Annotated in this window: 22 protein-coding genes; 5 read left to right on the top strand and 17 right to left on the bottom strand. The window is 42.4% G+C overall.

Annotation, left to right across the window (positions count from 1 at the left end):
- Window positions 1-256 precede the first annotated feature (256 nt).
- The 4 genes from prfA to hrpA form a co-directional block, all read right to left on the bottom strand.
- Window positions 257-1,333 (bottom strand): peptide chain release factor 1, encoded by a 1,077-nt coding sequence (prfA, locus tag LU276_RS04770; protein WP_284674494.1) that lies wholly within the window; start codon window positions 1,331-1,333, stop codon window positions 257-259.
- A gap of 69 nt (window positions 1,334-1,402) precedes the next feature.
- On the bottom strand, window positions 1,403-2,515 hold the full coding sequence (gene trmA, locus LU276_RS04765) for a tRNA (uridine(54)-C5)-methyltransferase TrmA (RefSeq protein ID WP_284674493.1): 1,113 nt from the start codon (window positions 2,513-2,515) through the stop codon (window positions 1,403-1,405).
- 233 nt (window positions 2,516-2,748) lie between these two features.
- Entirely contained in the window at window positions 2,749-3,894 is a 1,146-nt protein-coding gene (locus LU276_RS04760) for a beta-ketoacyl-ACP synthase III (protein WP_284674492.1), read from the bottom strand.
- A gap of 163 nt (window positions 3,895-4,057) precedes the next feature.
- Complete coding sequence (hrpA, locus tag LU276_RS04755) at window positions 4,058-8,224, bottom strand: ATP-dependent RNA helicase HrpA (RefSeq protein ID WP_284674491.1); 4,167 nt, start codon at window positions 8,222-8,224, stop codon at window positions 4,058-4,060.
- A 313-nt stretch (window positions 8,225-8,537) separates the two neighbouring features.
- Between hrpA and LU276_RS04750 the strand changes: the two genes are divergently transcribed.
- The gene (locus tag LU276_RS04750; protein WP_284674490.1) at window positions 8,538-9,275 is read left to right on the top strand and encodes a hypothetical protein; all 738 of its coding nucleotides are present in this window, start codon (window positions 8,538-8,540) and stop codon (window positions 9,273-9,275) included.
- 5 nt (window positions 9,276-9,280) lie between these two features.
- Here the strand turns inward: LU276_RS04750 and LU276_RS04745 are convergent, their stop codons facing one another.
- Window positions 9,281-9,460 carry a hypothetical protein gene (locus LU276_RS04745; protein ID WP_284674489.1) on the bottom strand — a complete coding sequence of 60 codons (180 nt, stop codon included), beginning with the start codon at window positions 9,458-9,460 and terminating at the stop codon, window positions 9,281-9,283.
- Window positions 9,461-9,463: 3 nt separating this feature from the next.
- Here LU276_RS04745 and LU276_RS04740 point away from each other — a divergent pair, with 3 nt between their 5' ends.
- Window positions 9,464-9,733, top strand: coding sequence for a lipoprotein (locus tag LU276_RS04740; protein ID WP_284674488.1), 270 nt, complete (start codon window positions 9,464-9,466; stop codon window positions 9,731-9,733).
- A 67-nt stretch (window positions 9,734-9,800) separates the two neighbouring features.
- Here the strand turns inward: LU276_RS04740 and LU276_RS04735 are convergent, their stop codons facing one another.
- Together LU276_RS04735 and LU276_RS04730 are read right to left on the bottom strand one after the other, a co-directional pair.
- Window positions 9,801-10,652 carry a purine nucleoside phosphorylase YfiH/LACC1 family protein gene (locus LU276_RS04735; protein ID WP_284674487.1) on the bottom strand — a complete coding sequence of 284 codons (852 nt, stop codon included), beginning with the start codon at window positions 10,650-10,652 and terminating at the stop codon, window positions 9,801-9,803.
- A gap of 8 nt (window positions 10,653-10,660) precedes the next feature.
- On the bottom strand, window positions 10,661-11,671 hold the full coding sequence (locus LU276_RS04730; RefSeq protein ID WP_418001279.1) for an RluA family pseudouridine synthase: 1,011 nt from the start codon (window positions 11,669-11,671) through the stop codon (window positions 10,661-10,663).
- Window positions 11,672-11,873: 202 nt separating this feature from the next.
- On the opposite strand from LU276_RS04730, the gene LU276_RS04725 reads away from it, so the two are divergent.
- On the top strand, window positions 11,874-12,854 hold the full coding sequence (locus tag LU276_RS04725; RefSeq protein WP_284674486.1) for an outer membrane protein assembly factor BamD: 981 nt from the start codon (window positions 11,874-11,876) through the stop codon (window positions 12,852-12,854).
- A gap of 118 nt (window positions 12,855-12,972) precedes the next feature.
- A complete protein-coding gene (locus LU276_RS04720; RefSeq protein ID WP_284674485.1) occupies window positions 12,973-15,072 on the top strand; it encodes a DNA primase in 2,100 nt (699 codons plus the stop codon).
- Window positions 15,073-15,145: 73 nt separating this feature from the next.
- Here the strand turns inward: LU276_RS04720 and LU276_RS04715 are convergent, their stop codons facing one another.
- The 5 genes from LU276_RS04715 to LU276_RS04695 all read right to left on the bottom strand — a co-directional run bounded on the left by LU276_RS04715 (window position 15,146) and on the right by LU276_RS04695 (window position 21,579).
- The gene (locus tag LU276_RS04715; RefSeq protein ID WP_284674484.1) at window positions 15,146-15,814 is read right to left on the bottom strand and encodes a glutathione S-transferase; all 669 of its coding nucleotides are present in this window, start codon (window positions 15,812-15,814) and stop codon (window positions 15,146-15,148) included.
- A 287-nt stretch (window positions 15,815-16,101) separates the two neighbouring features.
- Window positions 16,102-17,274, bottom strand: coding sequence for an RNA-guided endonuclease InsQ/TnpB family protein (locus LU276_RS04710; RefSeq protein ID WP_284673747.1), 1,173 nt, complete (start codon window positions 17,272-17,274; stop codon window positions 16,102-16,104).
- Window positions 17,271-17,885: an IS607 family transposase gene (locus LU276_RS04705; RefSeq protein ID WP_284673746.1), complete on the bottom strand. Its 615-nt coding sequence runs from the start codon at window positions 17,883-17,885 to the stop codon at window positions 17,271-17,273. Before LU276_RS04705 ends, LU276_RS04710 begins: the two co-directional genes overlap by 4 nt.
- A gap of 126 nt (window positions 17,886-18,011) precedes the next feature.
- The gene (gyrA, locus tag LU276_RS04700) at window positions 18,012-20,720 is read right to left on the bottom strand and encodes a DNA gyrase subunit A (RefSeq protein WP_284674483.1); all 2,709 of its coding nucleotides are present in this window, start codon (window positions 20,718-20,720) and stop codon (window positions 18,012-18,014) included.
- A gap of 118 nt (window positions 20,721-20,838) precedes the next feature.
- Complete coding sequence (locus LU276_RS04695) at window positions 20,839-21,579, bottom strand: Rossmann-fold NAD(P)-binding domain-containing protein (protein WP_284674482.1); 741 nt, start codon at window positions 21,577-21,579, stop codon at window positions 20,839-20,841.
- A gap of 309 nt (window positions 21,580-21,888) precedes the next feature.
- Between LU276_RS04695 and rpsT the strand changes: the two genes are divergently transcribed.
- Complete coding sequence (gene rpsT, locus LU276_RS04690; RefSeq protein ID WP_284674481.1) at window positions 21,889-22,155, top strand: 30S ribosomal protein S20; 267 nt, start codon at window positions 21,889-21,891, stop codon at window positions 22,153-22,155.
- Between the two features lie 96 nt (window positions 22,156-22,251).
- On the opposite strand, the gene LU276_RS04685 is transcribed toward rpsT, so the two are convergent.
- From LU276_RS04685 to serC, 5 genes are all read right to left on the bottom strand, one after another.
- On the bottom strand, window positions 22,252-23,100 hold the full coding sequence (locus LU276_RS04685; RefSeq protein WP_284674480.1) for a symmetrical bis(5'-nucleosyl)-tetraphosphatase: 849 nt from the start codon (window positions 23,098-23,100) through the stop codon (window positions 22,252-22,254).
- 8 nt (window positions 23,101-23,108) lie between these two features.
- Window positions 23,109-23,966 (bottom strand): 16S rRNA (adenine(1518)-N(6)/adenine(1519)-N(6))-dimethyltransferase RsmA, encoded by an 858-nt coding sequence (gene rsmA / locus LU276_RS04680; protein ID WP_284674479.1) that lies wholly within the window; start codon window positions 23,964-23,966, stop codon window positions 23,109-23,111.
- A 149-nt stretch (window positions 23,967-24,115) separates the two neighbouring features.
- Window positions 24,116-24,700: a manganese efflux pump MntP gene (locus LU276_RS04675; protein ID WP_284674478.1), complete on the bottom strand. Its 585-nt coding sequence runs from the start codon at window positions 24,698-24,700 to the stop codon at window positions 24,116-24,118.
- A gap of 9 nt (window positions 24,701-24,709) precedes the next feature.
- Window positions 24,710-25,489: a hydroxyacylglutathione hydrolase gene (gene gloB / locus LU276_RS04670; protein WP_284674477.1), complete on the bottom strand. Its 780-nt coding sequence runs from the start codon at window positions 25,487-25,489 to the stop codon at window positions 24,710-24,712.
- 55 nt (window positions 25,490-25,544) lie between these two features.
- Window positions 25,545-26,627, bottom strand: a complete 1,083-nt coding sequence (gene serC, locus LU276_RS04665) for a 3-phosphoserine/phosphohydroxythreonine transaminase (RefSeq protein WP_284674476.1) — start codon at window positions 26,625-26,627, stop codon at window positions 25,545-25,547.
- Window positions 26,628-26,807: the final 180 nt, after the last annotated feature.

Raw genomic sequence — 26,807 nt, 5'->3', positions numbered from 1 at the left:
AGATTAAAAATTTGTGTTTTTACAGCACGCAAAAGTTTATCACAGTTTTTTTAAACATTGGTTGTTTTGCTATTATCTATTACTATAAAAGCAAACACCTTAGCAAGTACATTATGCAACTTAGAGTACCGCTTACCATTTATCATGGTTTGGATACGATATCTGTTACCTACTTTGATTGGTTTTGGGATTTTTCTGACAGTCATGTTTGGGATAGTTTTTGCATCAACGACTAAGAATCATCACCCCAAATAAACTACCCTGATACACTCGCCATCAAATCTGCTTGATGTTCTCTTAGCAAGCTATCAAGCAATTCACCCAAATCCCCTTCCATGATGGCATCTAGCTTGTAGAGGGTGAGATTAATGCGATGATCCGTGATTCGCCCTTGTGGGAAGTTATAAGTACGAATGCGTTCACTTCTATCGCCAGAGCCGACTAGGTTTCGTCTCATGTCGCTGGTTTGGTCAATTTGAGCCTGAACTTTGGCTTGTTGGATTTTCGCAATGAGCATTTTCATCGCTTTGTCTTTATTGGCATGCTGTGAGCGTTCTTGTTGGCATTCTGCCACCACACCTGTGGGAATGTGAGTAATACGCACCGCAGAGTCTGTGGTATTGACATGCTGACCACCTGCACCACTTGAACGATAAGTATCAATGCGTAAATCGGCAGGATTGATCTCAACCATATCATCAATCTCTACCTCAGGCATTACCGCTACGGTACACGCTGAAGTATGTACTCGCCCTTGAGATTCGGTCTCTGGAACTCGCTGAACACGATGTGCCCCAGACTCAAACTTAAGCCGTCCATACACGCCTGCACCCGACACACGACTGATGATTTCTTTATAACCACCGTGTTCACCTTCATTGGCGGATAACACTTCCACTTGCCAGCCTTGTGATTGAGCGTATTTTTGATACATACGAAATAAATCGCCCGAAAATATGGCCGCCTCGTCCCCACCTGTGCCTGCACGAATCTCCAAAAATGCCGTTGCCTTGTCATTAGGGTCTTTGGGCAACATTGCTACATTTAAAATTTCGGTAAGCTCGTCAATTTTAGCTCTGGCGGTGGTAATTTCCTCTTGGGCAAGCTCTTTCATATCAGGGTCAGCAAGCATTTCTTGAGCGGTCTGGAGATCGCTTTCACACTGGATAAAAGATTGCCAAAGTGCCACAAGCTCGGACAGGTCGCTATGCTCCACCGATAAAGCACGAAACTTCTTGTTATCAGAAATGGTATCAGGGTCGGATAAAAGTGCCGTAACCTCTTCAAATCTATCCGACATTTGATCTAGGCGTTGGCGTAGGGATTCTTTCATATTTTTATCAATGATTAATGTCTAAAAACTGTTTATTTTGCCATAATTTAGGGATTATTGCCAATGATTTTAGCACCTAACCAACCAAACGCCACTTTCTATATGATGTGTATAGGGGAATTGATCAAATAAAGCAAGGCGTTTGATTTGATGGGTTTGGGTTAAAAATTGCAAATTATCAAATAAAGTATCAGGATTGCACGAGATATAAATAATGTTGTCAAATTCCGCCAAAATCTTTAAGGTATCATCATCAACCCCTGCTCTTGGCGGATCTACAAATACTGTATTAAAATCATAATCTTTAATATCAATGCCACTTTCACTTAACCGACGAAATTCTCTTTGACCTGTGCATGCCTCACTAAACTCTTCTGCTGACAATCTGGCGATAGCAATATTATCAATATTGTTATGTTTAATTGCCCATTTGGCGGCATTGACCGAAGATTTTGCCAATTCAGTGGCAAGCACTCTATTAAAGTATTTGGATAAAGGCAAAGTAAAATTACCATTGCCACAATATAATTCCAATAAGTCCTTGTTGCCGTCAATACACTCTGCCACATCACAAGCAAAGTTTAGCATATCACGACAGACATAAGCGTTAGGCTGACTAAACCCCCCTTCTATTTGACGATAAAAAAAGTCAGTATCATTTTCCTTGATTTTAACCGTCATTTTTTCGGTAACAAATTCATCAGACAATACAATCTTTTGTCCACGACTTCTACCGATGAGTTTAATGTTTAATTCATCTGCCAGCGTATTTGCCAATGCCTGCCAATTTTCATCTAATTTTTTATGATAAATTAAAGTAACAAGCATTTCACCGCTTAAGGTATTTAAGAAATGAACCTCAAACAAGCGTTGACTAAGAGATTGGTTTTGCTTTAATTTTTCTAATAACACAGGCATGAGTGCGTTAATATCAGCACTTGCAATGGCAAAATCATTGATACGCACGACAGTTTTTGTGCCATTTTCTTGTCTATCAAACATGGCATAAAACAGGTCATCTTCATCATGCCAAATACGAAATTCTGCCCGAAAGCGAAAATGACTGATAGGCGATGGATAAACCTGCAAAACAGGTGGATTAAAAGTGCTAAACTGCTGTTCAATACGCTGAATTTTGGCAGATAGCTGGGCTTGATAGTCGTCTTGTTGGTGTTTTGTCATTGCTATATGGCTTGTTTTTGAATAACTAAGCATTATAACAGATGATAGCTGATATGCCAAAACATTCTGGTTTAAGTCGTGGGTATCCTTTGTATACTGATTACACCCCTAAAAATGGGCAGTATGATGAGGTGTGAAGACACTGACGAATAATACACCCCAACAGCTGTAAGCGATTGGGGTGTATTATTCGTAGTGAGCTGTTTTAGACAAGCTATCTTAAAAGTGGTGGGTTAGATTTTTTTAACAATGACCGAACCGATGGAATAGCCTGCCCCAAACGAGCAAATGACACCCAAATCACCAGAACTTACACCATCTTGATGTTCATGAAAGGCAATCATTGGGCTTGCTGAACTGGTGTTGCCATATTCGGTGATGGCAATTGGTGCAATGTTTTTGTCAGCATCTTTACCCATCACAGTGCGTAAAATCAAATCAATCATGTTAATATTGGCTTGATGTAGCCATAGGCGTTTGACCTGCTCACTTGCAATCTGGTTTTCCGCCAAATGCGTACTGATGATTTCAGAGACCTTTGGGCAGACTTCACGGAACACTTTGCGTCCTTCTTGCAAAAACAACTTGTCCGTTACAGGCTCTTTAATATCGTGATGCATCTCTTCCCCAGATGCCAAGTACTCACTTCTATCCATAAAGCCATATTCATTCTTGATGTTGGTAGAGAACTGCGTAAACAGCTTGCAATCTAGGATTTCATAGCCTTTTGGTGTATCACTTTGTTCAATGATGGTCGCTGCTGCGATATCGCCAAAAATAAAGTGGCTATCACGATTACGCCAGTTAAGGTGAGCGGAAGTAATCTCAACATTGACCACTGCCACACGCTTAGCCAAGCCTGCTTTAATCATGCCAGTAGCTTGGGCAATGCCAAAGGTCGCTGCACTGCACGCCACATTGGTATCAAAAGCAAAACCTCCAGTCATGCCAACAGCATTTTGGATTTCAATGGCGATGGCAGGATAGACACGCTGAAAGTTTGAACAAGCACAGATAATACCGTCCAAATCCTCTGCTTTAAGCCCTGCATTATCTAAAGCCTGCTTTAACGCATCCACCCCCATCTCTGCCATGATAGACAGCTCCTCACCCAACTTTCTAGCAGGGAAAATTGGTGCCATGATGTTTGGGTCTAAGATGCCTTTTTTGTCAATGACATAGCGGGATTTGATGCCAGAAGCCTTTTCAATGAACTCGGCAGATGAATGCTGTAAAGCGGTCTTGTCGCCTGCTTCAATGGCGGTGGCATTATCACGGTTGTAGTTATCTACATAGGCGTTAAATGCTGACACCAACTCTTCATTGGTGATTTTATCTTTTGGTTTATGTAGTCCTGTGGCGGTTAAATAAATTGCCATAGATTATCCTTATTTACACGATTTGTTAATCAGTCGTACTTATGACTTATGATGATTTAGTTTACCATAAAAAATGTAACCAGTTGTAAAATTTTATCACAACTTTTCAAAAATTAGTGAACATTTTTTCACCCATGATGTATTTGATGTATTTTTTGCCCTGCTACTTTGTATTTAGACTGACCCATAGTTTTTCTAGGCGTTTTTCTGAAATGGCAAACTTAGTTTTCATGGGTTGGGCAAATAGATTGATGCGATACTCTTCTACCGCCCAACGATAGTCGCTTACCTTGGGGTCGTGTACTCGATTGGCAAGGCGTTCCATGTGTACATCAAGCAGATACACCCCATCAAGGTCGGCATCTAGGTTGTGTACCAATCTATCTAGGCGAATATTAAGTGCTTGTAAGTAGCGGGGGTATTCTCGCCAATGATCCACATCGGTACGATAGATAAAATCAGACAAACTCAAATCATCTAGCTGATCCTCGATATCTTCAATACTCTCACCAAAAATCTCACGATCAAGCATGAGTAGCTTGCCTCGAGCACTCTGCCAACTGATGTAGATGTCTTTTAAGGTCTTTAAAGTGGACTGCCCTGTTAATAAAAACTCTGTTAGTAATTTGTCTTTAGTTAAATCAAATTCTGTCTTGTTAAAAGGCAAATGTTCTGACAGCCACGCAGTCTCATCATCAATGAGTGCGTCAATATGCTCACGGACACTTTGGCTATCATCCATAAAGGCAGGAGCATGGTCATGAAGGCATGCTTGCAAGGTTGCATCAACGACCAAAGTTTTTAGCTTCTCAAGGTCGCCAAGCGGTGCAAATGACAGCTTAAATGCTTTATCAATCTGTCCTGTGAGTTGTTTTTGTTTGGCACCTAGTTTGGCTTTAATAAGCGATAGCACGCCTGCTTGATGCGTATTGAGCGCTGACTTTAACTCAGTAAACTGGGCGATGGATACCGCCACGCCTGTTTTATCGGCTTTTAGTGCTGAAAATTCTTGCATGACCACGCCAGCACTGTGCTTATTTCTCACAAAATTAAAATGCTCAGGAAAATCATGATGCAACCCTTCTTCCACCATCACTTCTTGGCGAATGGTTGTGGTATGGCGTGCTTTTAATCGTGCCAAATCTCGGCTTTTTTCAATGACATGGTTTTTGTCATCAACCACACAGATGAGCGGTCGTAGGTAATTATCCACTTTACTAGGATCAAAGTCGGCAGGCACAACACGCACGCCCAGTCTTAGCAGGTTTTGACAAATCTGGTCAAGAAGTCCTGTTCTGCCATCAGCGTTTAACTGGTCAAAAATCTTATCCGTAGTATCAGGAATGGGAACGATTTGACGGCGTAGCTCTTTGGGTAAGGTCTTTAACAGCTGTAGTACCAACTCATATCGCCACCCTGCAATCCCCCAAAGCAGTGCAACTGAATCAATCTGGGATAGTGCCTTAATGGGTACTCGCACCGTTACGCCATCATCATCGGAGTTTGGGTCAAATACATAAGACAATGGTAGCTTGATTGTGCCCATTTGCCATGTTTCTGGAAAATCCTGATTGGTATCAATGCTTTGAGTGAGAACATCGTCATCACCAAAGAATAGATAGTTTGGGTCGTCATTGGCTTTTTCATGATAAAATTCTTCAAAAGCCTTGCGACTGGCGATGTGTTTTGGGATTTTTTCATCATAAAATTGATAAAGCCTTTCTTCATCAACCAATAAATCTCGACGACGCAACTTATCCTCAATGCGTTCAACATCTTTGATTTTAGCGGTATTGTGGCTAAGAAATTTGGCATTAAAACCGTAATTATCCCCCACAAGTGCATCACGAATGAAAATCTCTCGTGCATGCTCGATATCTACAGGCTCATAATTGGTCAGCTCTTTGGCAACAATAACAAGCCCGAAAAGACTGATTTGCATATAAGCACGCACTCGCCCTACTTTTTTTGACCAATGTGGCTCAAAATAATGATATTTTAACAAACCGTCTGCCGCCACCACGATCCATTCAGGTTCAATCTTGGCATTGCATCGCATATAGACCTGAGAAGTTTCCACCACCTCAAACGCCATAAGCCAGTCCACACCTTTTTTGTGCAAAGTGGAAGCTGGAAATATGCGTGCTTTTTGGCTACGAGCCATGAGATACTCTCCCATGACATCAGTTTTGTGTGCCACAAAAGACAATAAGGCGGTTAATAAAGCTCGATGAATATTGGAGTAATCTAGGGCGGTTTGGTCAGGTATGCCTTGCTTACTGATGCCTTTTAGGGCGGATAGACTGGCTTGTTTGGATTTTTTGTGCTTTTTATTTTTATCCAAAGATAGTCTAACGCCTTTTTTGGTGTCAATCTTGGTTATGCTGTCGTTACCACTAGCCTTCAGCTCGGCTTGTGCCGGCTTAATTTCAAAGCCCAATTCTGCCATCATAGATGACAACTGTTCATGCGTCTTTTGCCATTCACGGATACGAGTAAAGCTAAGATAATGTTTTTTGGCAAAATTACGGCGTGCATTGGTGCTTAGTAACTGATGGTCATTGGTCTCATGCAGTCCAAACAATGCCTGATAAAGCTCTAAATAAAACAAAAAATCTGAATGTTCACGGCGGAACAAGGCGTGCTTTTGGTCGGCTTGCGATTGTTTGTTAATCGGTCTTTCACGCACATCTTGTACCGCAAGTGCAGAGACAATGATGAGCATATCCGCCAAACAATCAAAATGATTGCCAGCAATGAGCATTCTAGCAAGTCTTGGATCGATGGGCATTTTTGCCATAATTTGACCTATCTTGGTCAGCTTGGTCGGTGTGGACTTGCGTTTTTTGATGGCGGTTTTTGTGGGGATATCAGTAATTGCCCCAAGCTCAAGGAGTAGTTTTTTGCCGTCATTGACAAGGCGAAAATCAGGCGGTGTAATAAAATCAAACTCTGCCACATCACCTAGATTTAACTGAGTCATCTGCAAAATCACACTGGCCAAATTAGTACGCAAAATCTCAGGCTCAGTAAATTCTAAACGAGCATAAAAATCCTCTTCAGAATACAGACGAATACACACGCCATGACCAATACGACCGCATCGTCCTGCTCTTTGGTTGGCAGCAGCCTGACTGACGGCCTCAATGGGCAGTCTTTGAATACGAGAACGATAATTATAGCGGCTGATGCGTGCAAAACCCAAATCAATCACATAACGAATATTAGGGACAGTAAGAGCAGTCTCAGCGACATTGGTGGCGATGATGATGCGTCGCCCTTTGCCTGTGTGGTGAAAGATTCTTTGCTGTTCAGCAAAACTTTGGCGAGCAAATAGCGGTAAAATCTCGGTATGTGGCGGTGCATGAGTGGTCAAAATTTCACCAAGCTCACGAATCTGTGCTTCAGTACTGGCAAAGATTAGTATATCGGCTTGGTGAGGATGCCCTTTTTTGGCAGCATCGTCAAAACACTCAGTAACCGCTGCTGTCAAAGCTCGAGGTAGGGCATCTTCTATCTCATCAAAGGCATCGTCATCATGACTTAGAACAATCTGGTCTGTCAAAGGACGATAGCGTATCTCCACAGGGTAGCTTCTGCCTTCTACACTAAATACAGGTGCAGGCTTACCCTCTTTGGCAAAGTAATTGGCAAACCGCTCAGTATCTAGCGTGGCAGAAGTGATGATGACTTTCAAATCTGGTCGTTTGGGGAGCAGACTCTTTAAATAACCCAAAATAAAATCAATATTAAGACTGCGTTCATGTGCTTCGTCAATGATGATGGTATCGTATCGAGTCAAAAATCTGTCCGAGCCAAGTTCAGCTAGCAAGATGCCATCTGTCATTAGCTTGACAATGCTGTGTTGACCACCCTCTTCGGTAAACCGCACTTTAAAACTCACGGTCTGCCCTAAAGGCTCGCCCAACTCCTCTGCAATGCGACTTGCCACCGAGCGAGCGGCTAGACGGCGTGGTTGTGTGTGTCCGATTTGCCCTGCGATACCACGACCGGCAAGCATGGCAAGTTTTGGCAACTGCGTGGTCTTGCCTGAGCCTGTCTCCCCTGCTACGATGATGACCTGATTGTCCTTGATGGCGTTAATGAGCATATCTGCTTCTTTGGTAACAGGCAGGTCATGATTTAAAAGTTCGTCCAAATTTTTGGGAATGGCGGATTGTCTTTTTAAAAAAGCAGCATGGGAACGGTTTAATATTTCGTCATATCTGGCTTGTTTGGCAGACTGATCATCGCCATGTGTGTTTTTGATTTCTTGGGCTAAACGATATAGATAATGACGGTCTTTGCTTAATATGGATGATGGATTCATAAGGTGTGATTGATGATGAACTGTTAATGAAATAGTGGCATCAAATACAGTGATGCTAAATGATGGCTATGTTTTATGTTGCTATATTAAATAATGGTGAATATAAAGTGGCAGTTTGGCTACTTAAAATGATTATTGTAATGCACTTTTATCTTGTGTGCAAACTTGTCTGGTAAGATTGGCAGGATTAGGTACAAGATGGCGTAAAATGACTAATAAAAAAATAGCATTTTTAAGACTGTTTTTTAAATGTAATAAAAAATGTAGTAAAAAATTATGCTAAGATATGTAAGCAGTATTTTTTATAATTGATATGAACATCTCCCAATCTTCAACCAGTCAAGCTCAACCCATCAGACCATTATGGGTGCTTGTCATCGTCTTGATGGTGGTGGTTGTGCATATGTTTGTGATTGTTGTTGTTTTATCCAATAAGAATGTTATTCGGTCAATAATGGATACTAAGCCAACCATTCGTGTGCTAGAAGCTCAAATCCTGTCCAATAACCAAGCCGTACAAATCAACCAACGCCATGCGACCTCCCATCAACAAAAAACCACTCATCATCATAAGGATGGGCAATCAAGACTTAGGTCATCACCGCCCAAGATGGCAAATACTTGGCAAAATCCGCAGAAGATAGATAATAAGATTGCCACCGAGCATGATGATATACACAAAGAGATGAATACTGCCACTTTTGATGATGCACAGCTTTTTGATGGCACTCAAGATGACACCGCCCAGCATAATCAGACAACCCACATCAATCAACTCCCAAGTGGTCAAGATGCCAAACAAGCCTCCATACAAGCAACCGCACGCATGATACAGGCATGGGAGCGATATGCTAACATTGGCGATCAACAAATCAAACTGACCATATATCTTGATGAAGCGGGTAATGTTACCCAAGTTAAGGTGGTGGGCGACGACCAAGCGTTGGCTTCTAATGCGATTGCCGCCATTTATGATGCTACCCCGTTTAGTGAAGTTGCAGGGCTGACCAAGACAATGACGGTGATATTAGGGGCGGTTGGTATGCCTTAGCTTGTTTAGCGATAACCATGAAATATATCAACCACAGTGATTTCATCAAAACAAAACACACCTGCTAGGATTTTATCTATGGCTAACACCAAACCACTTATCGCACCCATGCTTTTTGGCACAGCCAAACTTAGCGTACTTTTCAGCCCATTTAGCCCATATCGCCAATCCCAATCAAAAGGCATAAGATGAAACACATGGCTATTGTTCGGATATTATTGGCAATCTTGACTGTTTTGGTATTAACAGGATGTCAGCACATTCAAGTAACCAGAAGCCCCCTTCCTGTTACCCTAAAGCCCAATGCCACTCAACAAGCCATGCTTGACAACTCCCATGTGATGGCAGGCGACCAACCATTGATGTTAAGTCCAACAAATTCACTCATCAAAAATAAGTCTGATGCTAAAAAATACACCGGCTTGACCAAGTTTTATCTATTAGAAAGCTGGTTTTGATGCAAGTGCCTTGCTTAAGTGAATTGTTGATTTAAACTGTCCAATAATCGGTTGTTTTAGATTATTGTCAAATCAGCTTAACCACCACCATCGCCATTCGTCCTGTTGATGGCTTATTGGCGTGGGTCTGGGCACGGTATGAGTAAAAGCGTGGGTCTTGATAAGTGCATGGCACATCGCCACCTATGACCTCAACCCCCAAATGGCTTAGCTGTAATTGAGCAAGCCTGTTTAGATCAATTAGGCATTTGGCATCATCGGTACTATCTTTGATGATGGTGTGATATAAAGCATCAACATCAAAGGCAGTGAGCTGTTTTTGATGTATGCTTGTAATGATGTCATTACCAAGCGTGCGAGTGATTTGATAAGATGACTGGCGAATATGAGCACCAATAATGGCACGGTAGGTTAGATGCGGTTGTTTTTGTCGCATACAAGAGAGCGTATTTTTAATGATGCCGTTAGTCAACCCCTGCCAGCCTGCATGCACACAGGCGATGGGTGTCTGGTTGTCATTATGCTTATCATCGCCAAAAATCACAATCGGCACACAATCTGCCGTCATGATAGCAAGTGCTTGCCCTATCTGTGTACCGATCAGTGCATCAGCACATCTAGCATGGATAGATGGCGAACATTCATCAACATTCACCACAACATCGCTGTGCGTCTGATTAAGCCAATGAATGGTATGCACACCATACTCTTTTAATATTCTCAAAAAAGTCGCACGATGAGACAAAACCTGTTTAGGGTCATCTTTGACATGCAAGGCGAGGTTAAACTGCCCATAAATGTCATCTTTGGCGAATTTCTCAAACGCTCCTGCCGTGCTTTGTGCCACCAAAATTTGTGGTGTATGGTGTAGGATAAGTACTGGGTCGCTGTATGCTGTGCCTGTGGCGTAGGTGGTCATGGTGTTTGCTACTGCTGCATTAAGGTATCAATCAGGTCGGTCATGTCGCTAGGCAATGGGGCATAAAACTGCATTGCTTCTCTTGTTTTTGGGTGAATAAAACCAAGCCTATAGGCGTGTAATGCCTGACGAGTGAAGTTTTTTATGGCTTGGCGACATTCATCAGACAGACCTGATTTGATGGGCTGACCATAGACTTTATCCCCCACTAAAGCAAAGCCCAAATGCGACAAATGCACACGGATTTGATGCGTGCGTCCTGTTTTTAGGGTAACATCAAGCAAGCTATATCTGTCGTTTAATGCCGTTGCCTTAATAATGTGCGTCATGGCAGGCTTGCCACCATCTCGTACCGCCATCTTGGTACGCTGTGTCGGATGCCTAGCGATAGGAAGGTCAATGGTACTATGACGCAAAATATCGCTTGGTACGCCTTGGCAGATACATTGGTAGTGGCGATAGACACTCTTATCCTTGAGCTGATCGATTAAGTGTAGTTGTGTGGGCTTGGTACGAGCGACAACCAATAATCCTGTTGTATCTTTATCGATGCGGTGCACCAACCCCGCCCTAGGTAGATGGGCGTTATCGGGATAATGATACAATAAAGCATTGACAAGTGTGCCTGTTCGATTCCCTGCACCTGGATGCACAACCATGCCGGCAGGCTTATTAATGACAATCACTTCATCATCTTCATAAACCACCTCAATGGCGATATTCTCTGGAAAATCGCTAGAATGATCCTCAATGACGGCACTAAGATGCAACACATCGCCCAACTTGACACGATATTTTGGCTTTTGAAGGGTGTCATTGACAAGCAGTTGCTTGCTTTCAATGAATGTCTGTAGCTGCATGCGTGAAAAGTCGGCAAACACGGTGGCTGTTAGCTTATCTAATCTCATGCCTAGTTCATTTTCACAGACGGTATGGCTAAGCTCAATGCGTTTTTGTGGCTGATGATCATCAAACTCAAATTCGCCATCGGTATCAGGCGACATGGCGGTGGTGGTCATGGTGGTTGCTTGCAATTAAAAAATGACTAAATACTTTAGCACATTTATGCTTTTTTTTCTTGTGATTTTTCTAAGATTTTGTTAGTAAAATGATGGCGAAAAGTAATGATGGGTTTTTTTTATTGAAAATTGTGGTAAACTAGCCCAAATTTATGAAAAAATTGTCATTTGCACTTAATACAATACAGACCACGAGGACATTATGAAATCATCACTACAATTAAAACTATTGGCAGCACTTATCACAGGCAGTATTGCCGTTAGTGGCTGTACCACATTAAAAAATGCTGTTGGCAAAAAAGAGCAGGTGGTCGCTACCGCAGAGAAGTCTGCTGTTGAGTACTATCAAGATGCCCAAGACGCTTTGACAAACAAACGCTATCGTGAAGCCATCACTGCATTAAATAACATTCGCACTTTTTATCCAACCAGTCGCTATGCAGAATCAGCGTTACTTGATTTAATGTATGCTCAATATCAAGCCAATGACTTTGAAGCGGTAACACAAAGTACTGAGGAGTTCATCAAAGCGTATCCAATCAGTCGCCACATTGACTATGCACTGTACACACAAGGTGTAACACACATGGGTGGCTCGCCAAAGGCATCTCGTCTATTTAAAATGGATCAGTCTCAGCGTGATACTTCTTGGTTGCGTTTGGCATTTCGTGATTTTCAAGCCTTAGTCAGCAACTACCCAAACAGCCCATACACCCCAGACGCCGCTCAGCGTATGATTGCTCTATATAATGACTTCGCTGAACATGAGCTGACAGCAGCTCGTTGGTACATTAAGCGTGATGCTTATCTTGCCGCTGCCAACCGTGCCAAATGGGTATTTCAATATTACCCACAATCAGAGGCGACTCCTGAAGCAATCGCCATCATGGCGTACAGCTATCATAAGCTTGGCATGACTGATACTGCCAATCAGTACAAAACTCTACTACAAATCAATTACCCACAGTATCTAGACAATCAAGGTGGCGTGCGTCTGCCAAATCAAGCAGCAACATCATGGGGCAAGCGAACCTTGTCAATGATTAGCTTTGGTAAACTTGGGCAAAACAAAGATAAATTTGAGCAAGCCAGTAGTGATTACACAGGCGAGACACGCACACAGCTGATTCGTCAAGCGGTAAATTTGGCACTGCCATCAGATGCCGACAGCTTGGCACAATAACGCCCATTCACGCTTAAACCTTGCAAATAAACAGGCAAGCAAAAATGGTCAAATATGGCTAGATAAATCATATCAATCCCATAGCAACTATGGGATTGATTGTCATTTTAGGTGGTGTATGCGTATTCCAGAGTCTATTATTGAGCAAATCAACAGTCAAGCCGACCTTGTGGGCATGATACGCCGTCATACAACCCTAAAACCTGCAGGGCGTGAGTTCAAGGGCTGTTGCCCTTTTCATGGCGAAAAAACACCATCATTTTATGTAAACCCTGAATCCAATCTGTATTATTGCTTTGGTTGCGGTGCTAAGGGCAACCCTGTTACTTTTTTAAAAGATTTTGAACGCATGAGCTTCATGGAGGCAGTCAATGCTTTGTCTGAACAGACTGGCATTGATTTACCCAAAGATGAGACTTTTGACCAATCCATCAAATATAAAAAAACCAACAAAAAACCAGCCCAAACCCCTTCTGCTTTGCCAATGCCCAGTGGCAGTATGGCAATCTTGCCTAGCCAACCCCATGAGCAGGCATTAGGTGTACATGATTTATCTCATCGTGATGATGAATTCGCTTGGCATGATGGGCAAGAACTTCATGCAATGTATGAGCAATATGACCCATACCAAGCCCATCAAAGCCTTAATACACCACAAGAAACAGATGAACAAGGCGACTTGTACATTCTGCTAGGCAATATCTGTCGTTATTATCAGCACCAACTGCACAATACACCATCAGCAATGGCATATTTTGCCTCTCGAGGGCTAAGTCATGAGACCATTGCCACATTTGAACTGGGCTACGCACCCTCAGGCTGGCAACACTTAGAAGAAAATTTTCCGCATGATATTGAAGGATTAAGACTGCTTGGTTTGGTTCGCACCTCCCAAAAAGGGCGAGATTTTAACCTATTACGAGACAGAGTGATATTTCCCATTAAGGATAGGCAAGGACGAGTGGTAGGTTTTGCAGGGCGTTCGCTTGGTGATGAGATGCCAAAATACATCAATTCATCAGAATCGCCTGTTTTTCAAAAGCAGTTTGTGTTGTACGGTCTATACGAAGCTCGTCAGGCTCGAGCAAACAGTTATATCATGGTTGAAGGTTACATGGATGTCATCGCCTTGCATCAAGCAGGCATCTATGGTGCGGTTGCACCGATGGGAACAGCCGCCAACGAAGGGCAAATCGCAAGCCTACTCAAATACAACGATACACTAACCATGTGCTTTGATGGCGATGGTGCAGGACAGCGTGCCGCTTGGCGTGCCTTAGAAGTGGCAGCCCCTGTACTTGCTGACGGCAAACAGCTCAAATTTTTAACCTTGCCTGACAATCACGACCCAGATACCTATATCAAAGCACATGGTGCTGATGCCATGAAAGATGAGATTGATGGGGCGATGAGCACTTCTGATTATGTATTTGGTGTGCTAAGTAGTCGCTACGATGTAAGGTATCCTGAAAATAAAGCTGCCGCCATGGCAACTTTAAAAGAGCTGACTGCCAAATTCCCTAAGGGGTCAAGTTTTAAATGGTGGCTAAACAACGACATTTATCAAAGATTGGGGGCAAAAAAAACAGGCGAAAGACAATCTATTGATAAGGCCAATTATCAGCATTCCACCAATGATAATCTACTGCTATACCTATGCCTACTATACGCACCACACATTGTAGCAGATGATCCATTGACACATATTTTGACACAAGCAGGCGTGATTGATGTGCATGTGGATTTTATTGATAGACTTGAACAGCATCAGCTACATCTACCACCCCTACCCACTTGGCGAAGTCTGGGCGATGATACATTGACGGAACTAACCGATATTATTATGAATCTTGTCAAACTATCGCAAAGAGACATTATTCGCCCCCTTATCCCTACCGCTGATATGCACGCCATCAATGAGCAGGCACACTTTATCATGGCGAGTTTATCAGCAGATACCAGAGAGCTGTTAGCAAATCATTGGGCAGAGTTCTTTAGACAAATGGGCGAGCAGTCGCACGACGGCATTACCGCTCTTGCCAACGAGCTATTAAGTCAGATGCTCATGGAGACTTTTAAACAGCAACATGAACAAAGCAAGCACATCATCTTATCTGAAATTCATAAACGCCGTCTACTGGCACTAAACCAATGGGATAAAATACAAAAAGACAAACTTGCTACAGCTTTGGATAAAAAATCTGTTTCACCTTGTTGAATATCTTACCAAAAATTAGGTTGTATGGCACATCAAATAACCAGACATAACCCACTCTTTATTGTCATTTTTATTAGCTGAATAGCTCTCCACCCTGCTCCACCGCCCTTTGATAAGCACAGCGACTTTCACAGCGTCTTAGGTAGTCTTGTAAGTGTTGAAATTGAACCAAACCGCCACGACTTTGTAGGGCTTTAACGGCAAAATACACCTGAATATCTGCCCCTGTAAAACGATGAGCCACCCAATCTTTATCTGCCAGATGATGATTTAACAAAGAAAAGCAGTCATAGATACTGTCTTTAATCATCAAGTGCTTGATTTTATTGGCAATCGCTTTGGCAACAGGGCGTATCAATACAGGGGATTTGGTGGCTACTTTAGTCATCACCAAATCCATCACCAAAGGTGGCATCATTGAGCTTTCACCAAAATGTAGCCAAAAGGCATAGTCTTCCCATGCCTCCTCATTGGGCAAAAAATGACAATCATTGTCATAATATTTCAAAAGATACTCAATGATGAAACCTGATTCCACCAAGGTTTTATGACGAGCCTCATCCACCAATATGGGTGCTTTACCCATAGGGTGAATTTTTCGCATCTGTTTGGGTGCAAGAAAATTTTTATTGCGTTCATGAACGATGATATTAAATGGCGTATGATATACCGCCTGTAATTCACACAGTAGCCACAAAATACGAAAAGAGCGAGAATGGTTTAGATGATGCAAAGTCAGCATAATACCTCTTAATTTAAGGTTATTGTGTAGGTTGTTGTAGTTGATTAGTTACTGATTGGTTGTTTTCAAAATACATATACCACCAAAGATACTCAAAATAAAGCAAACACTCAAACAGTTGGTTGTTAATAAACCGTTCCTTAAAACCTACCTAAACCTACCCAAAGGCAAATTTAGCGTTTAATTCCTACTTCAATGTTGTTTGCCTTATTCGTTTGAACTTGGACTGACATCAACTCCATAGGCGTTTTTAGTTGGGGATAGAACTTACCCACCAACGATTAATATTAAGATAAAGTTAAAACCTTATCTGCCTGATTTAAAATATTGATACTTGCATTAATATCACGGTCATGATTGGTATGGCAACTAGGACAAATCCAATGTCTAACCGCAAGTGTCAAGTTTTCTTTTGTCATCATAAAACCGCAATTTGAACAAGTTTTAGAGCTTGGATAAAACCTGTCCAATTCTTTGATGGTCTTACCCCATTGGTTGGCTTTATAAATCAGCTGTCGCTTAAACTCATAAAACCCTAAATCGCTAATGGCTCGGCTTAAGTGACGGTTTTTAACCATACCTTTAACGTTAAGGTTTTCAATGCAAATCACGCCATAACTTTTGACAAGTTGTGTTGTGAGCTTATGAGTAAAGTCTTTTCTGATACAACTGATTTTGTCATGCAATCGTGATAGCTTGGTTTTCGCTTTTTCACGATTTTTAGAGCCTTTTTGTTTTCGGCTGAGCTGTTTGCTTAGTCGTTTTAATTGTTTGAGTTTGGTTTTTAATGGCTTGGGAGCTTGTGCTTTTGTGCCGTCTGATAATACGGCTAAATCACTTATGCCTAAGTCTATGCCAACTTGTTCGCCTGTTTTGTTTAATGGTTTGTTCATTTCACCAAGTTCAACGGCAACTGAGACAAACCATTTTTCGCCTTGTTTAAAGACTTTGGCGGATAAAATTTTCCCTTGATGGCGTAAGTTTTCACGCATTCTTACCAAACCTAAATTTGGGATTTGAATGTATGGTTTGTTATTGATGGTTTTGAGTTTAAATTGGTCGTTGGATAGGCTAAAACGGTCATTTACACCTTTTTTGCGAAATTGGGGATATTTGCTTTCGCCTTTAAAAAAGCGTTTAAAGGCATCGCCTAGTTGCATAATAGCAAGTTGTGGACTGCACTTGGTTACTTCTAGCATGAATGGGTATTTTTCATGTTTTATGGCGTTAAGTTGTTTTCTTAGTTTACCTTGTGATGGTTTGTTAAGTCGGTTTTCGTCAATGGTTATGCCGTTTGCTTGACAGTCATCACGGTAGTTTTTGTCTTGTTCATATTGCTTTTTCCATTCTGCCAACGCCCAATTATAGGCTAGACGTGCGATACCGCACGCCTTGCTAAAATGTGTGGCTTGTTTATTGGTTGGGTCAAGTCGGATGATGTGTCCACGAATAATCGTCATTCCAATGCTACCTTAACGGCTTCAAGCAGTTTTTTATTCTTTTTACTTCGTGAGCCATATAGTCTTGCTGAAAATACCGTAATGATTTCTAGCACATCTTGAGCAAGCTCTTCTTCAAAGGATAGGTTTTCGCCTTGATTGATGATGATAACTTCAACATTTCTTGCTTCACAGATAGCAAAGACAAGTTCTGCACCAAAGCGTAATAGGCGGTCTTGATGGGTTAAAACCAATCTGCCGATTTCATTGTTTAATATACCGTCAAGCAGTTGTTTAAGTCCTTTTTTATGGTAGCTCATGCCAGAACCTAAATCATTGATGACCTCATAAGTCCAGCCTTGTTTGGCACAGTAGAGTTCTAAAACTTGGATTTGACGCTCTAAATCGTCCTTTTGGTCGTGGCTTGATACTCGTGCATAGGCAATGGTTTTTCGGTCTTTGTTGCCTATGCCATGCAGTAGGTTTGGGTTGATTGTACTAATATCGTACCGTCTGTGTCCTTTAGGTGTTCTTTCGGCAACAAGCACACCACTTTCGTCCCATCTGCGTAATGTTGAGATGGACACGCCAAGTTGTTTGGAAGCTTCGTTGATGCTAATTAATCTATTCATTTGGATATTATAAGATAGATTTAGTTAGATTTCAAGGAATAGTTCAAGGCCCTATGGTTAATGGCGTTGAAAACAAAATTACAAACAAAAAAGACGAACATCAATCCGCCTTTTTTGCCTTGCTAGTTACTGACCGTCTTGATCAATCTCCACCACTTCGCCATCATCACTACTTTCGCTTAGCTCATCATCGCTTGGCTCTTCGTGCTCCACACACGCAAGCCCCACAAGCGTTTCACTCTCGCCGATGCGAATGAGACGAACGCCTTGTGCATTACGCCCTGCGGTAGCGATTTGGGCGACCGGTGTGCGAACGAGCGTGCCTTTATCAGAAATCAAAATAACGTCTTCATCGCCAGTTACCGCCACAGCTTTAACAAGCTGACCGTTACGCTCTGATGTCTTGATGGCGATTACACCTTGACCGCCGCGCCCTTTGGTTGGATAATCTTCAATGGGCGTGCGTTTGCCATAGCCGTTCTCACACGCTGTCAAAATCTCGCCTGCTTGCGGTGCAACCACCAACGACACCACACGACTGATGGATACCACACTATCGTCATTGGTATCATCTGTATCGTCATCTGTAGGTTCATCGTCATCTAAACCTGCTACGCCAAGATTGGCAAGCAAATTGACACGAATGCCTCGAACGCCCTTAGCGGTACGCCCCATGGCACGAATGACAGACTCTTTAAAGCGAATTGCCTTACCTTCGTTAGAGAACAGCATGATCTCTTGTTCGCCGTCTGTGATTGCCACCCCAATTAAGGTATCGCCATCCACCAGATCAATGGCTCGTAGCCCATTGGCACGCAAATTAGCAAATTGCGATAATGCCACACGCTTGACTGTACCGCTTGCGGTGGCAAAAAACACAAACTTGCCATCATCAGCAAGGCTCTCCACAGGCAAAATGGCAGTTACGCTCTCATCAGACTCTATGTTGATAAGATTAACAAGCGGTCTTCCCTTTGAGCCACGAGAAGCAATCGGCACCTCAAAGCCACGCAAGCCAAACACACGCCCTGTATTAGTAAAGCATAAAATATGAGCATGGGTGCTAGTAACAAGCAAATGATCAATCACATCATCTTCTTTCATGGCAGTGGCTGATTTACCCTTACCGCCACGCTTTTGGGCTTGGTAGTCGCCAATTGGCTGGGTTTTGGCGTAGCCTGTGCGTGATACAGTCATCACAACCGTCTGTTCTGGGATTAAATCCTCACGGCTAAAATCAGCTCGTGCGTCCACAATATCAGTTTTTCGTTCATCGCCAAAATCATCACGGATTTGAATCAGCTCTGCCTTAATCACGCCCATCAATTTGTCAAAATCTGCCAAAATCATCTGCAAACGAGCAATCTCACCCAAAATCTCTTGGTATTCTTTAGATAGCTTATCCTGCTCCAAGCCTGTTAAACGGTGAAGTTGCATATCCAAGATGGCATTGATTTGGTCAGGCGATAGGCGATATTCCTTATCGTTATTGATTAGCCCAAATGGTGCGTTTAAGTCCTCGCCTTCAATGATGTCTGGACGAACCGATGTTGCCCCTGCTGCTTGTAGCATGGCGACCACACCACCTGATTGCCAAATCCGCCCAAGCAAGTTCTCACGAGCCTCGCTACGATTGGCAGACTTTTTGATGGTTTCAATAATATCATCAATATTGGCAAGGGCAATGGTTAAGCCCTCAAGCAGATGCCCACGAGCTTTGGCTTTATTTAACTCAAAAATGGTACGGCGGGTAACAACCTCTTGGCGATGACGAATGAAGCTTGCTATCAAGTTATGCAAGGTCATCAAGCGTGGCTGCCCATTGTCAAGAGCGACCATATTGATACTAAAACTAGATTCTAGGGGTGTTTGTAAAAACAGATTATTGACCACAACTTCAGCATTTTCACCACGCCTTAGATCAATGGCAATCCGCATACCTTCTTTATCAGATTCATCACGCACCCCTGTGATGCCGTCTAGTTTTTTATCATTGACCAGCTGAGCGATTTGCTCGATGAGTTTGGCTTTATTGACTTGATAAGGAATCTCGGTAAAAACAATGCGTTCACGGTCTTTTGAGTTCCCTTCCATATTTTCAATGACATATCGACCACGAATGTGCAGTCGTCCCTTGCCTGTCATGTAGGCATCACGGATACCACTACGCCCATAGATGGTGCCGCCTGTAGGAAAATCAGGACCGCTAATATGGCTAGCCAACTCATCTTTTTCAATCATGGGGTTATCAGCATAAGCAAGGCAAGCATTCACCACTTCGGTTAGGTTGTGCGGTGCCATGTTGGTCGCCATACCTACTGCAATACCTGTTGCCCCATTGACAAGCAAGTTTGGCACACGAGCGGGCAATACAGACGGCATTCTTTCAGAGCCATCATAGTTATCTTCCCAGTCCACTGTATCCTTGTCAAGATCAGCAAGCATTTGGTGGGTCAGCTTTTGCATACGCACTTCGGTATAACGCATGGCGGCAGGCGGATCACCATCTACCGAACCAAAGTTACCTTGCCCATCTACCATCATATAACGCATAGAAAATGGCTGAGCAAGACGCACAATCGCATCATACACAGCAGTATCGCCATGCGGGTGATATTTACCGATAACATCGCCCACGACACGAGCAGATTTTTTGTAAGGTTTATTATAGTCATTAGACAGCTCGTGCATGGCGTACATGACACGGCGGTGTACAGGCTTTAAGCCATCTCGTACATCGGGTAAGGCACGAGAGACGATGACGCTCATCGCATAGTCAAGGTAGGATTGCTTTAACTCATCAACAATCCCAACGGGTGTTACGCTATCGGTCATAAAAAACCCTTTTTTCGTTTTAAAATCAAGCGTCTATTTTATCATAAACGCACAAAAAATAACACAAAAAAGCCCAGAATTACAGTGTTGATTACTCACAAAATCATCAAAACAGCAACTAGTGTCTATCCATCTTAGTCAAGTCATGAATATCATCATGGCTAAATACCAAAAAATGAGATGAATGCTTATGGTGCTTATTGTCTTGATGTAGGCGATATGCTATCAAAGACATTGCAGTGGCGACTCGTTTGGGACTAAGGGGAGTTTGTTTATCCAACAAGACAAGACTCTCTAGTCTTTTAACGGTATTTTTAGCAAGATTTAAGCCAAGGGCTAAGCCTGCACTTAAACTGAAGTTTTTTGCATTTTTTAAGGAGAGTTTGTTTTTTGGCAAGGTAAGTTTATGTGGACGAAAGACCACAAGTTTATCAAAGCCCAGTGATTGTAAGCGTTGTTCAACATCGGCTTTGGCGGTGAGCTTTGGGTCTTTGTTGGGGGTATGAACACCCGCTTGCGATAAATAAAACATTCGGGCAACGCCTTTATCCAAACAGCTTTTGGCAAAATCCAGATTAAACAAGACATTCACTTGATAAAATTCATCAAAGCTGACAGCGTCTTTTTTATCCATATCAAGACAGCTAAACGCATCAGTATCAGCACCAATCGGTATACTGGCAATAATGCTGGATAAAGAATCAAAGTTTTGCACATGATAAATGTGTGTGTTTTCTCTGATGCTATAAGGCTGTGTTCGAGTGATGACAATCAAAGTATCATACAATGCCCCAAGCTCTCGCATGAGTACCTGACCGACCTGATTTGAACTGCCAATTAAAATTGCTTTTCTTTTCATAAAACAAAAAAACACACCAATCAACCTATTTTAACATAAAATGACTTAATTTATATTTATCCCCATGTAAAAGTCTTGCCAAATACCCCAAAAATGCCGTAAAATATACCAATCCTCAGATAAGTATTGATTTTTATTGAGTATTTTTATAGATTTTGATAAAATCATGCTTTATTATGTTAGGCATCGTGTCTACTTTAGGGGCTTTTATTATAAGAGCTTTTGAAAAATGATAATTCGGTGGCTGCCAGAGTTATCACGCTTAGCATATTTAAATTTCACCTTAACATTTTATCTCAAGGATACAACATGGCAAACTCAGCCCAAGCTCGTAAACGTGCTCGTCAAAATACCAAGCGTCGCCAACAACTAGCTTCTCAGCGTTCAATGGTGCGTACTTTCATCAAGCGTGTGAACGCAGCCATTGAAGCAAAATCATACGAATTAGCTACCGAAGCATATAAAAAAGCTGTTCCTGTGATTGACCGTATGGCTGACAAAGGCGTTATTCACAAGAATAAAGCAGCTCGTCATAAGAGCCGTCTAAACAAAGCAATCAAAGCACTACAAGCTTAATTGCTTAATAAAAAAGACCTTCTTGCAAGGTCTTTTTTATGTCATTTTTTATACTGAACGGTTGGAATATTTTTTAGAACGCTTCTGGTGCAATACTTAAATATCCATCGCTTGTAGCCGAATAACAGCACCATCTGACAAACGGTAAGCCACCAAATCACCACCCCATACACAGCCACCATCAAGCGATCGTACATCATCACTGGCAACTTTTGCTTGCAGTGCCGCCCAATGACCAAATAACACCCTTCTTTTTCTTGGGGCGTGCCAAAGAAACCAAGGACGATATCCAGCCGGCATTTTGTCCAGCAAACCTTCTTTAAAGCCAAATTCAAGTACACCATTTTTATCACAAAGACGCATTCTGGTTAGATAATTAGCGATGAGTCTTAGGCGTTTTGCCCCTTTTATGTCATCATGCCAAGGCTCAATTTTTTTGCTGTATAGTTTTGGTAGTAGCTTATCTAGGCTTGACAAATCGCCACTTAAAGCAGTTTGAAGCTCTTTGGCGTATGAATTAGCCTCATCAATGGACCAGTTAGGCGGTATGCCTGCATGGGTCAGCACCGTCTCATCACTAGGAAAGACAAGCAGTGGTTGTGTGCGCAACCAGTTTAATAACTCATCACAATCAGGTGCATCAAAGATGGGGGCTGTTTTATCTTTTGGCTTGGGTGGCATGATGCCACGCCACACTGCAATAAGTGTGATATCGTGATTACCAAGTACGGTAGTCAATGCCCCAATGTCAGAAAGTCGCTTAGCCTCTCTTAGGGTAGATAACGAATCCTCGCCTCTAGCCACAATATCGCCTGCTAGCCAGATTTTATCTTTGGTTTCATCAAAGTCTATCTGTCTAAGTAGGCTTAAAAATGCCCCAAAACACCCCTGAAGGTCGCCGATGACATACTGATGACGATAAGTTTGGTATGCTTGATGCGTCATAAACCACCTTACTCTTTTAAGGTTGCCATCTTTTGAGCTACCAAATCAGACAGACGCACAAAATCAGCCACCGACAGCGACTCTGGGCGTGCTTGTGGGCTGATGCCGATATCTTGAAAATCGGCTTCTTCTAAGGTAGGCAACAAAGATACAGACTTAAAAATAGCTCTTAAAGTTTTTCTACGATGATTAAAAGTTTCACGAACAATGATGGCAAACAACGCCTCATCTTGAGCGGTATAAGGTTTTTGCTTAAATGGTGTTAGACGAAATACCGCCGAAGTTACTTTTGGTGGTGGATTAAACGCCCCTTTTGGCACGGTCAATAGATAATCTGCTGTGCAGCAGTATTGCATGATGACGGACAATCGCCCATACTCTTTGCTATTAGGCTCGGCAGTGATACGGTCCACCACTTCTTTTTGGAGCATAAAGTGCATATCCGTGATGACATCACTAAATTCAAGCAGTCTAAACAAAATCGGTGTTGAAATGTTATAAGGCAAATTGCCTACAACACGAAATTCCCCTTTGCCAATCTGTTTTGCCAATGCTCGATAGTCAATGTGCATGGCGTTATCATTGATGATGGTAAAATCAGCATGGCTATTTGCACCAATGTTGATTTTGAGCTGAGCTGCCAAATCACGGTCAAGCTCAATGACCGTCATGCCATTCACCTCCGCCAATAGTGGCTCGGTTAATGCTCCAAGTCCTGGACCGATTTCTAGTAAATTATCCTGACAAGACAAGCGGATGCTAGCAACGATTTGCTGAATGACACTGGTATCATGCAAAAAGTTCTGCCCAAAGCGTTTTCTTGGGGCATGGCGGGCTTCTTGGGGGGTTTTTGGAATATGTCGCATTAGGTTTTGTCAATATGTAATAAAAGTAGAATGCTTAGTGAATATGAAATCCACATCAATCCACCATCATAGCATGATTTTGCTAATTTTTCCATATGGCTAGGGTTGGATAAAAACAGTTAGGAATAATAAAACAGCTTAGCGATATATCATATATGCGTTGTTAAATGGCTATACAAAATCGTGCTACCAATACCAAGCAACACCAGTCCACCAATAAACATCGCCACCCTACCAAAGCGAAATCCCAAGCAGTTGCCCAGATACACCCCAAGAGTTGCCATGATGGTCGTGGCAATACCAATAAGGGTCGCCGCCAACAATATATTCGCTTTTAAAAATGCCAACGACACACCCACAACCAAAGAGTCAATACTGGTAGCAATGGCAGTGATTAGCATCAGCCCAAAGTTGTCTTGAGTGCCTTTATTTGTCTTGGTGGTGTGATGATGTGTATGTGTTTTGGTGGCGGCCTCATGAATAAAACGCAGTCCCAGAAAAAGCAATAAACCAAAAGCGATCCAGTGGTCAATGTAAGACAACCATTGACTGGCAACGCCACCAATCAACCAGCCGATAATAGGGGCAACACCTTCAATCACACCAAAAACAAGACCTGCCTTAAACGCCTGCACCAAGGTTGTCTGACGATCGGTCGCTCCTTTGGCGATTGCACTGGCAAACGCATCCATAGACATGCCAAAAGATAAGGCGGTAAGAGAGACGATACTCATGAATCAATATCAACCACTAAAATTGTTTTTTAGTTCACGCAAGGCAGTAAAGACCGCCAAAGCCGAGTGGTCTTTTTGGGAGTGATTTTTACCAATGCTGTCATAAAGATTGTCATGATGGGTGTGCAAAAAGACATTGATGCGTCTTTCCTGCTCAAGCGTGGTTGGCAGTGATGGCTGTCCTTGTGCCAGCTTTTCTTGGGTAAGATTGATGGCGTGAGCAATATCATCTTTATATTCATCAGTACATACTGACAGACCAAATCTTAAATTAGCAAGTGTGTATTCATGAGCAGGATAAAACAGTGTATCTGTCGGTAGTTGATTAAAGCGAGTCATGCTATCATAAAGTTCTTTAATCGTTCCTGTAAACACACGACCACAGCCACCACTAAACAAAGTATCGCCACAAAATACAAGCAACTTATCATCTGCTTGGCACAGATAAGAAAGGTGCGTATCGGTATGCCCTGCTGTTCGCCATGTAGTAAACTCTGCCCCAAGCAACTCAAATCTGTCGCTCTCATCCACAAATATCCCATCAAGACCATGCTCACGATGAGCAATAATCTGTATGTCTGGATAGACATCTTGAATGGCTGATACACCACCGATGTGGTCATCATGGTGGTGCGTGATGAGTATGGCGATGGGGTTGAGCTGATATTGAGCCAAGTGTTTGATGACAGGCGTAGCTTCACCTGGATCAACGATGATGGCTTGATTGTCCTGACTGATTACCCAGATATAGTTATCGCTAAATGCTTTTAGGGCGGTAATGGCAAGCATATTTCTTCCTGTTTTGGCTTTGATCACATACCTTTGGTTTTGGTAATGATGTGCATTAAGCGTGTTTTTGCTCAAAGTCTTTCATAAATGCCACCAGTGCCTGCACCTGCTCTAAGGTGATGGCATTGTAAATACTAGCACGCATACCGCCAACAACACGATGACCTTTTAAGTTTAGCAGTCCTGCTTTTTTACTTTCTTCTAAAAACAGCTTATCTAAGGCTGTATCCGCCAGCTGAAACGGCACATTCATGATGGAGCGATACTGCGGATTGACCTTGTTGGCATAAAAATCGCTCTCATCAATGGTGCGATAAAGCAAGTCAGCTTTTTTACGATTGATCTTGGCAATAGCATCTACCCCACCATTATCCAATAACCACTCAAATACCAAACCTGACAGATACCATGCATAAGTTGATGGCGTATTTAACATACTGTCATTGTCAAATTGATTTTTGTAGTTCATGATGTTTGGACACCATGCAGATGCTTGTTCCATCAGGTCTTTGCGAATAATCACTAAGGTTAGCCCTGCAGGACCGATATTCTTTTGAGCTCCTGCATAAATCACGCCAAAGTCATTAACATCAATGGGTGTGGATAAAATACAAGATGAAAAATCTGCCACAATAGGAACATCTACTTTTGGTGTCTCAAATATCTGAACACCATGAATGGTCTCATTTGGGCAATAGTGAAAATATGTCGCCTTATCGGACAGCTGCCAAGTATCCATGCTTGGCACATCAGTACCATCGCCTTGGGCAACCAGATTGATTTTACCAAGTCCAAGAGATTCGTAGCGTTTGGCTTCTGTATACGCCTTTTGTGACCAACTACCTGTAATCAAATGGTCTGCCGTACCGCCATTGAGTAGATTTAGTGGTATGGCTGAAAACTGCAATGCCGCCCCACCCTGCAAAAACAGCACCGCATAATCATCGCCAATACCCATCAGCTTACGCAAGTCTTGCTCAGCTTTGGTGGCAATCTCAATATAATCAGCACTTCTATGGCTAATCTCCATCACAGAAGTTCCTGTGCCACGCCAATCTAACAGTTCAGCTTGGGCTTTTTGGAGAACAGTGGTCGGCATTGATGCAGGACCTGCACAAAAATTAGCAAGACGCTTCATAAAAAATTCCTATAGATAATCAAGTAGACAGCTAAAATCGCCATCATTCATCATGAATCTGTTGGTATTGTAGCAGATTGTGCACAAAAATTGGCGTTTTTCGCACTAAATTTTTGGGCGAAAGCCAATGGCGTAAGATTTATTTTTCATCAAAGCCACCCATACCATAGCACCAGTCAA

Source organism: Moraxella haemolytica (assembly GCF_030177935.1).
Lineage (GTDB): Bacteria > Pseudomonadota > Gammaproteobacteria > Pseudomonadales > Moraxellaceae > Moraxella > Moraxella haemolytica.
This window is presented reverse-complemented; position numbering and strand designations above follow the sequence as displayed.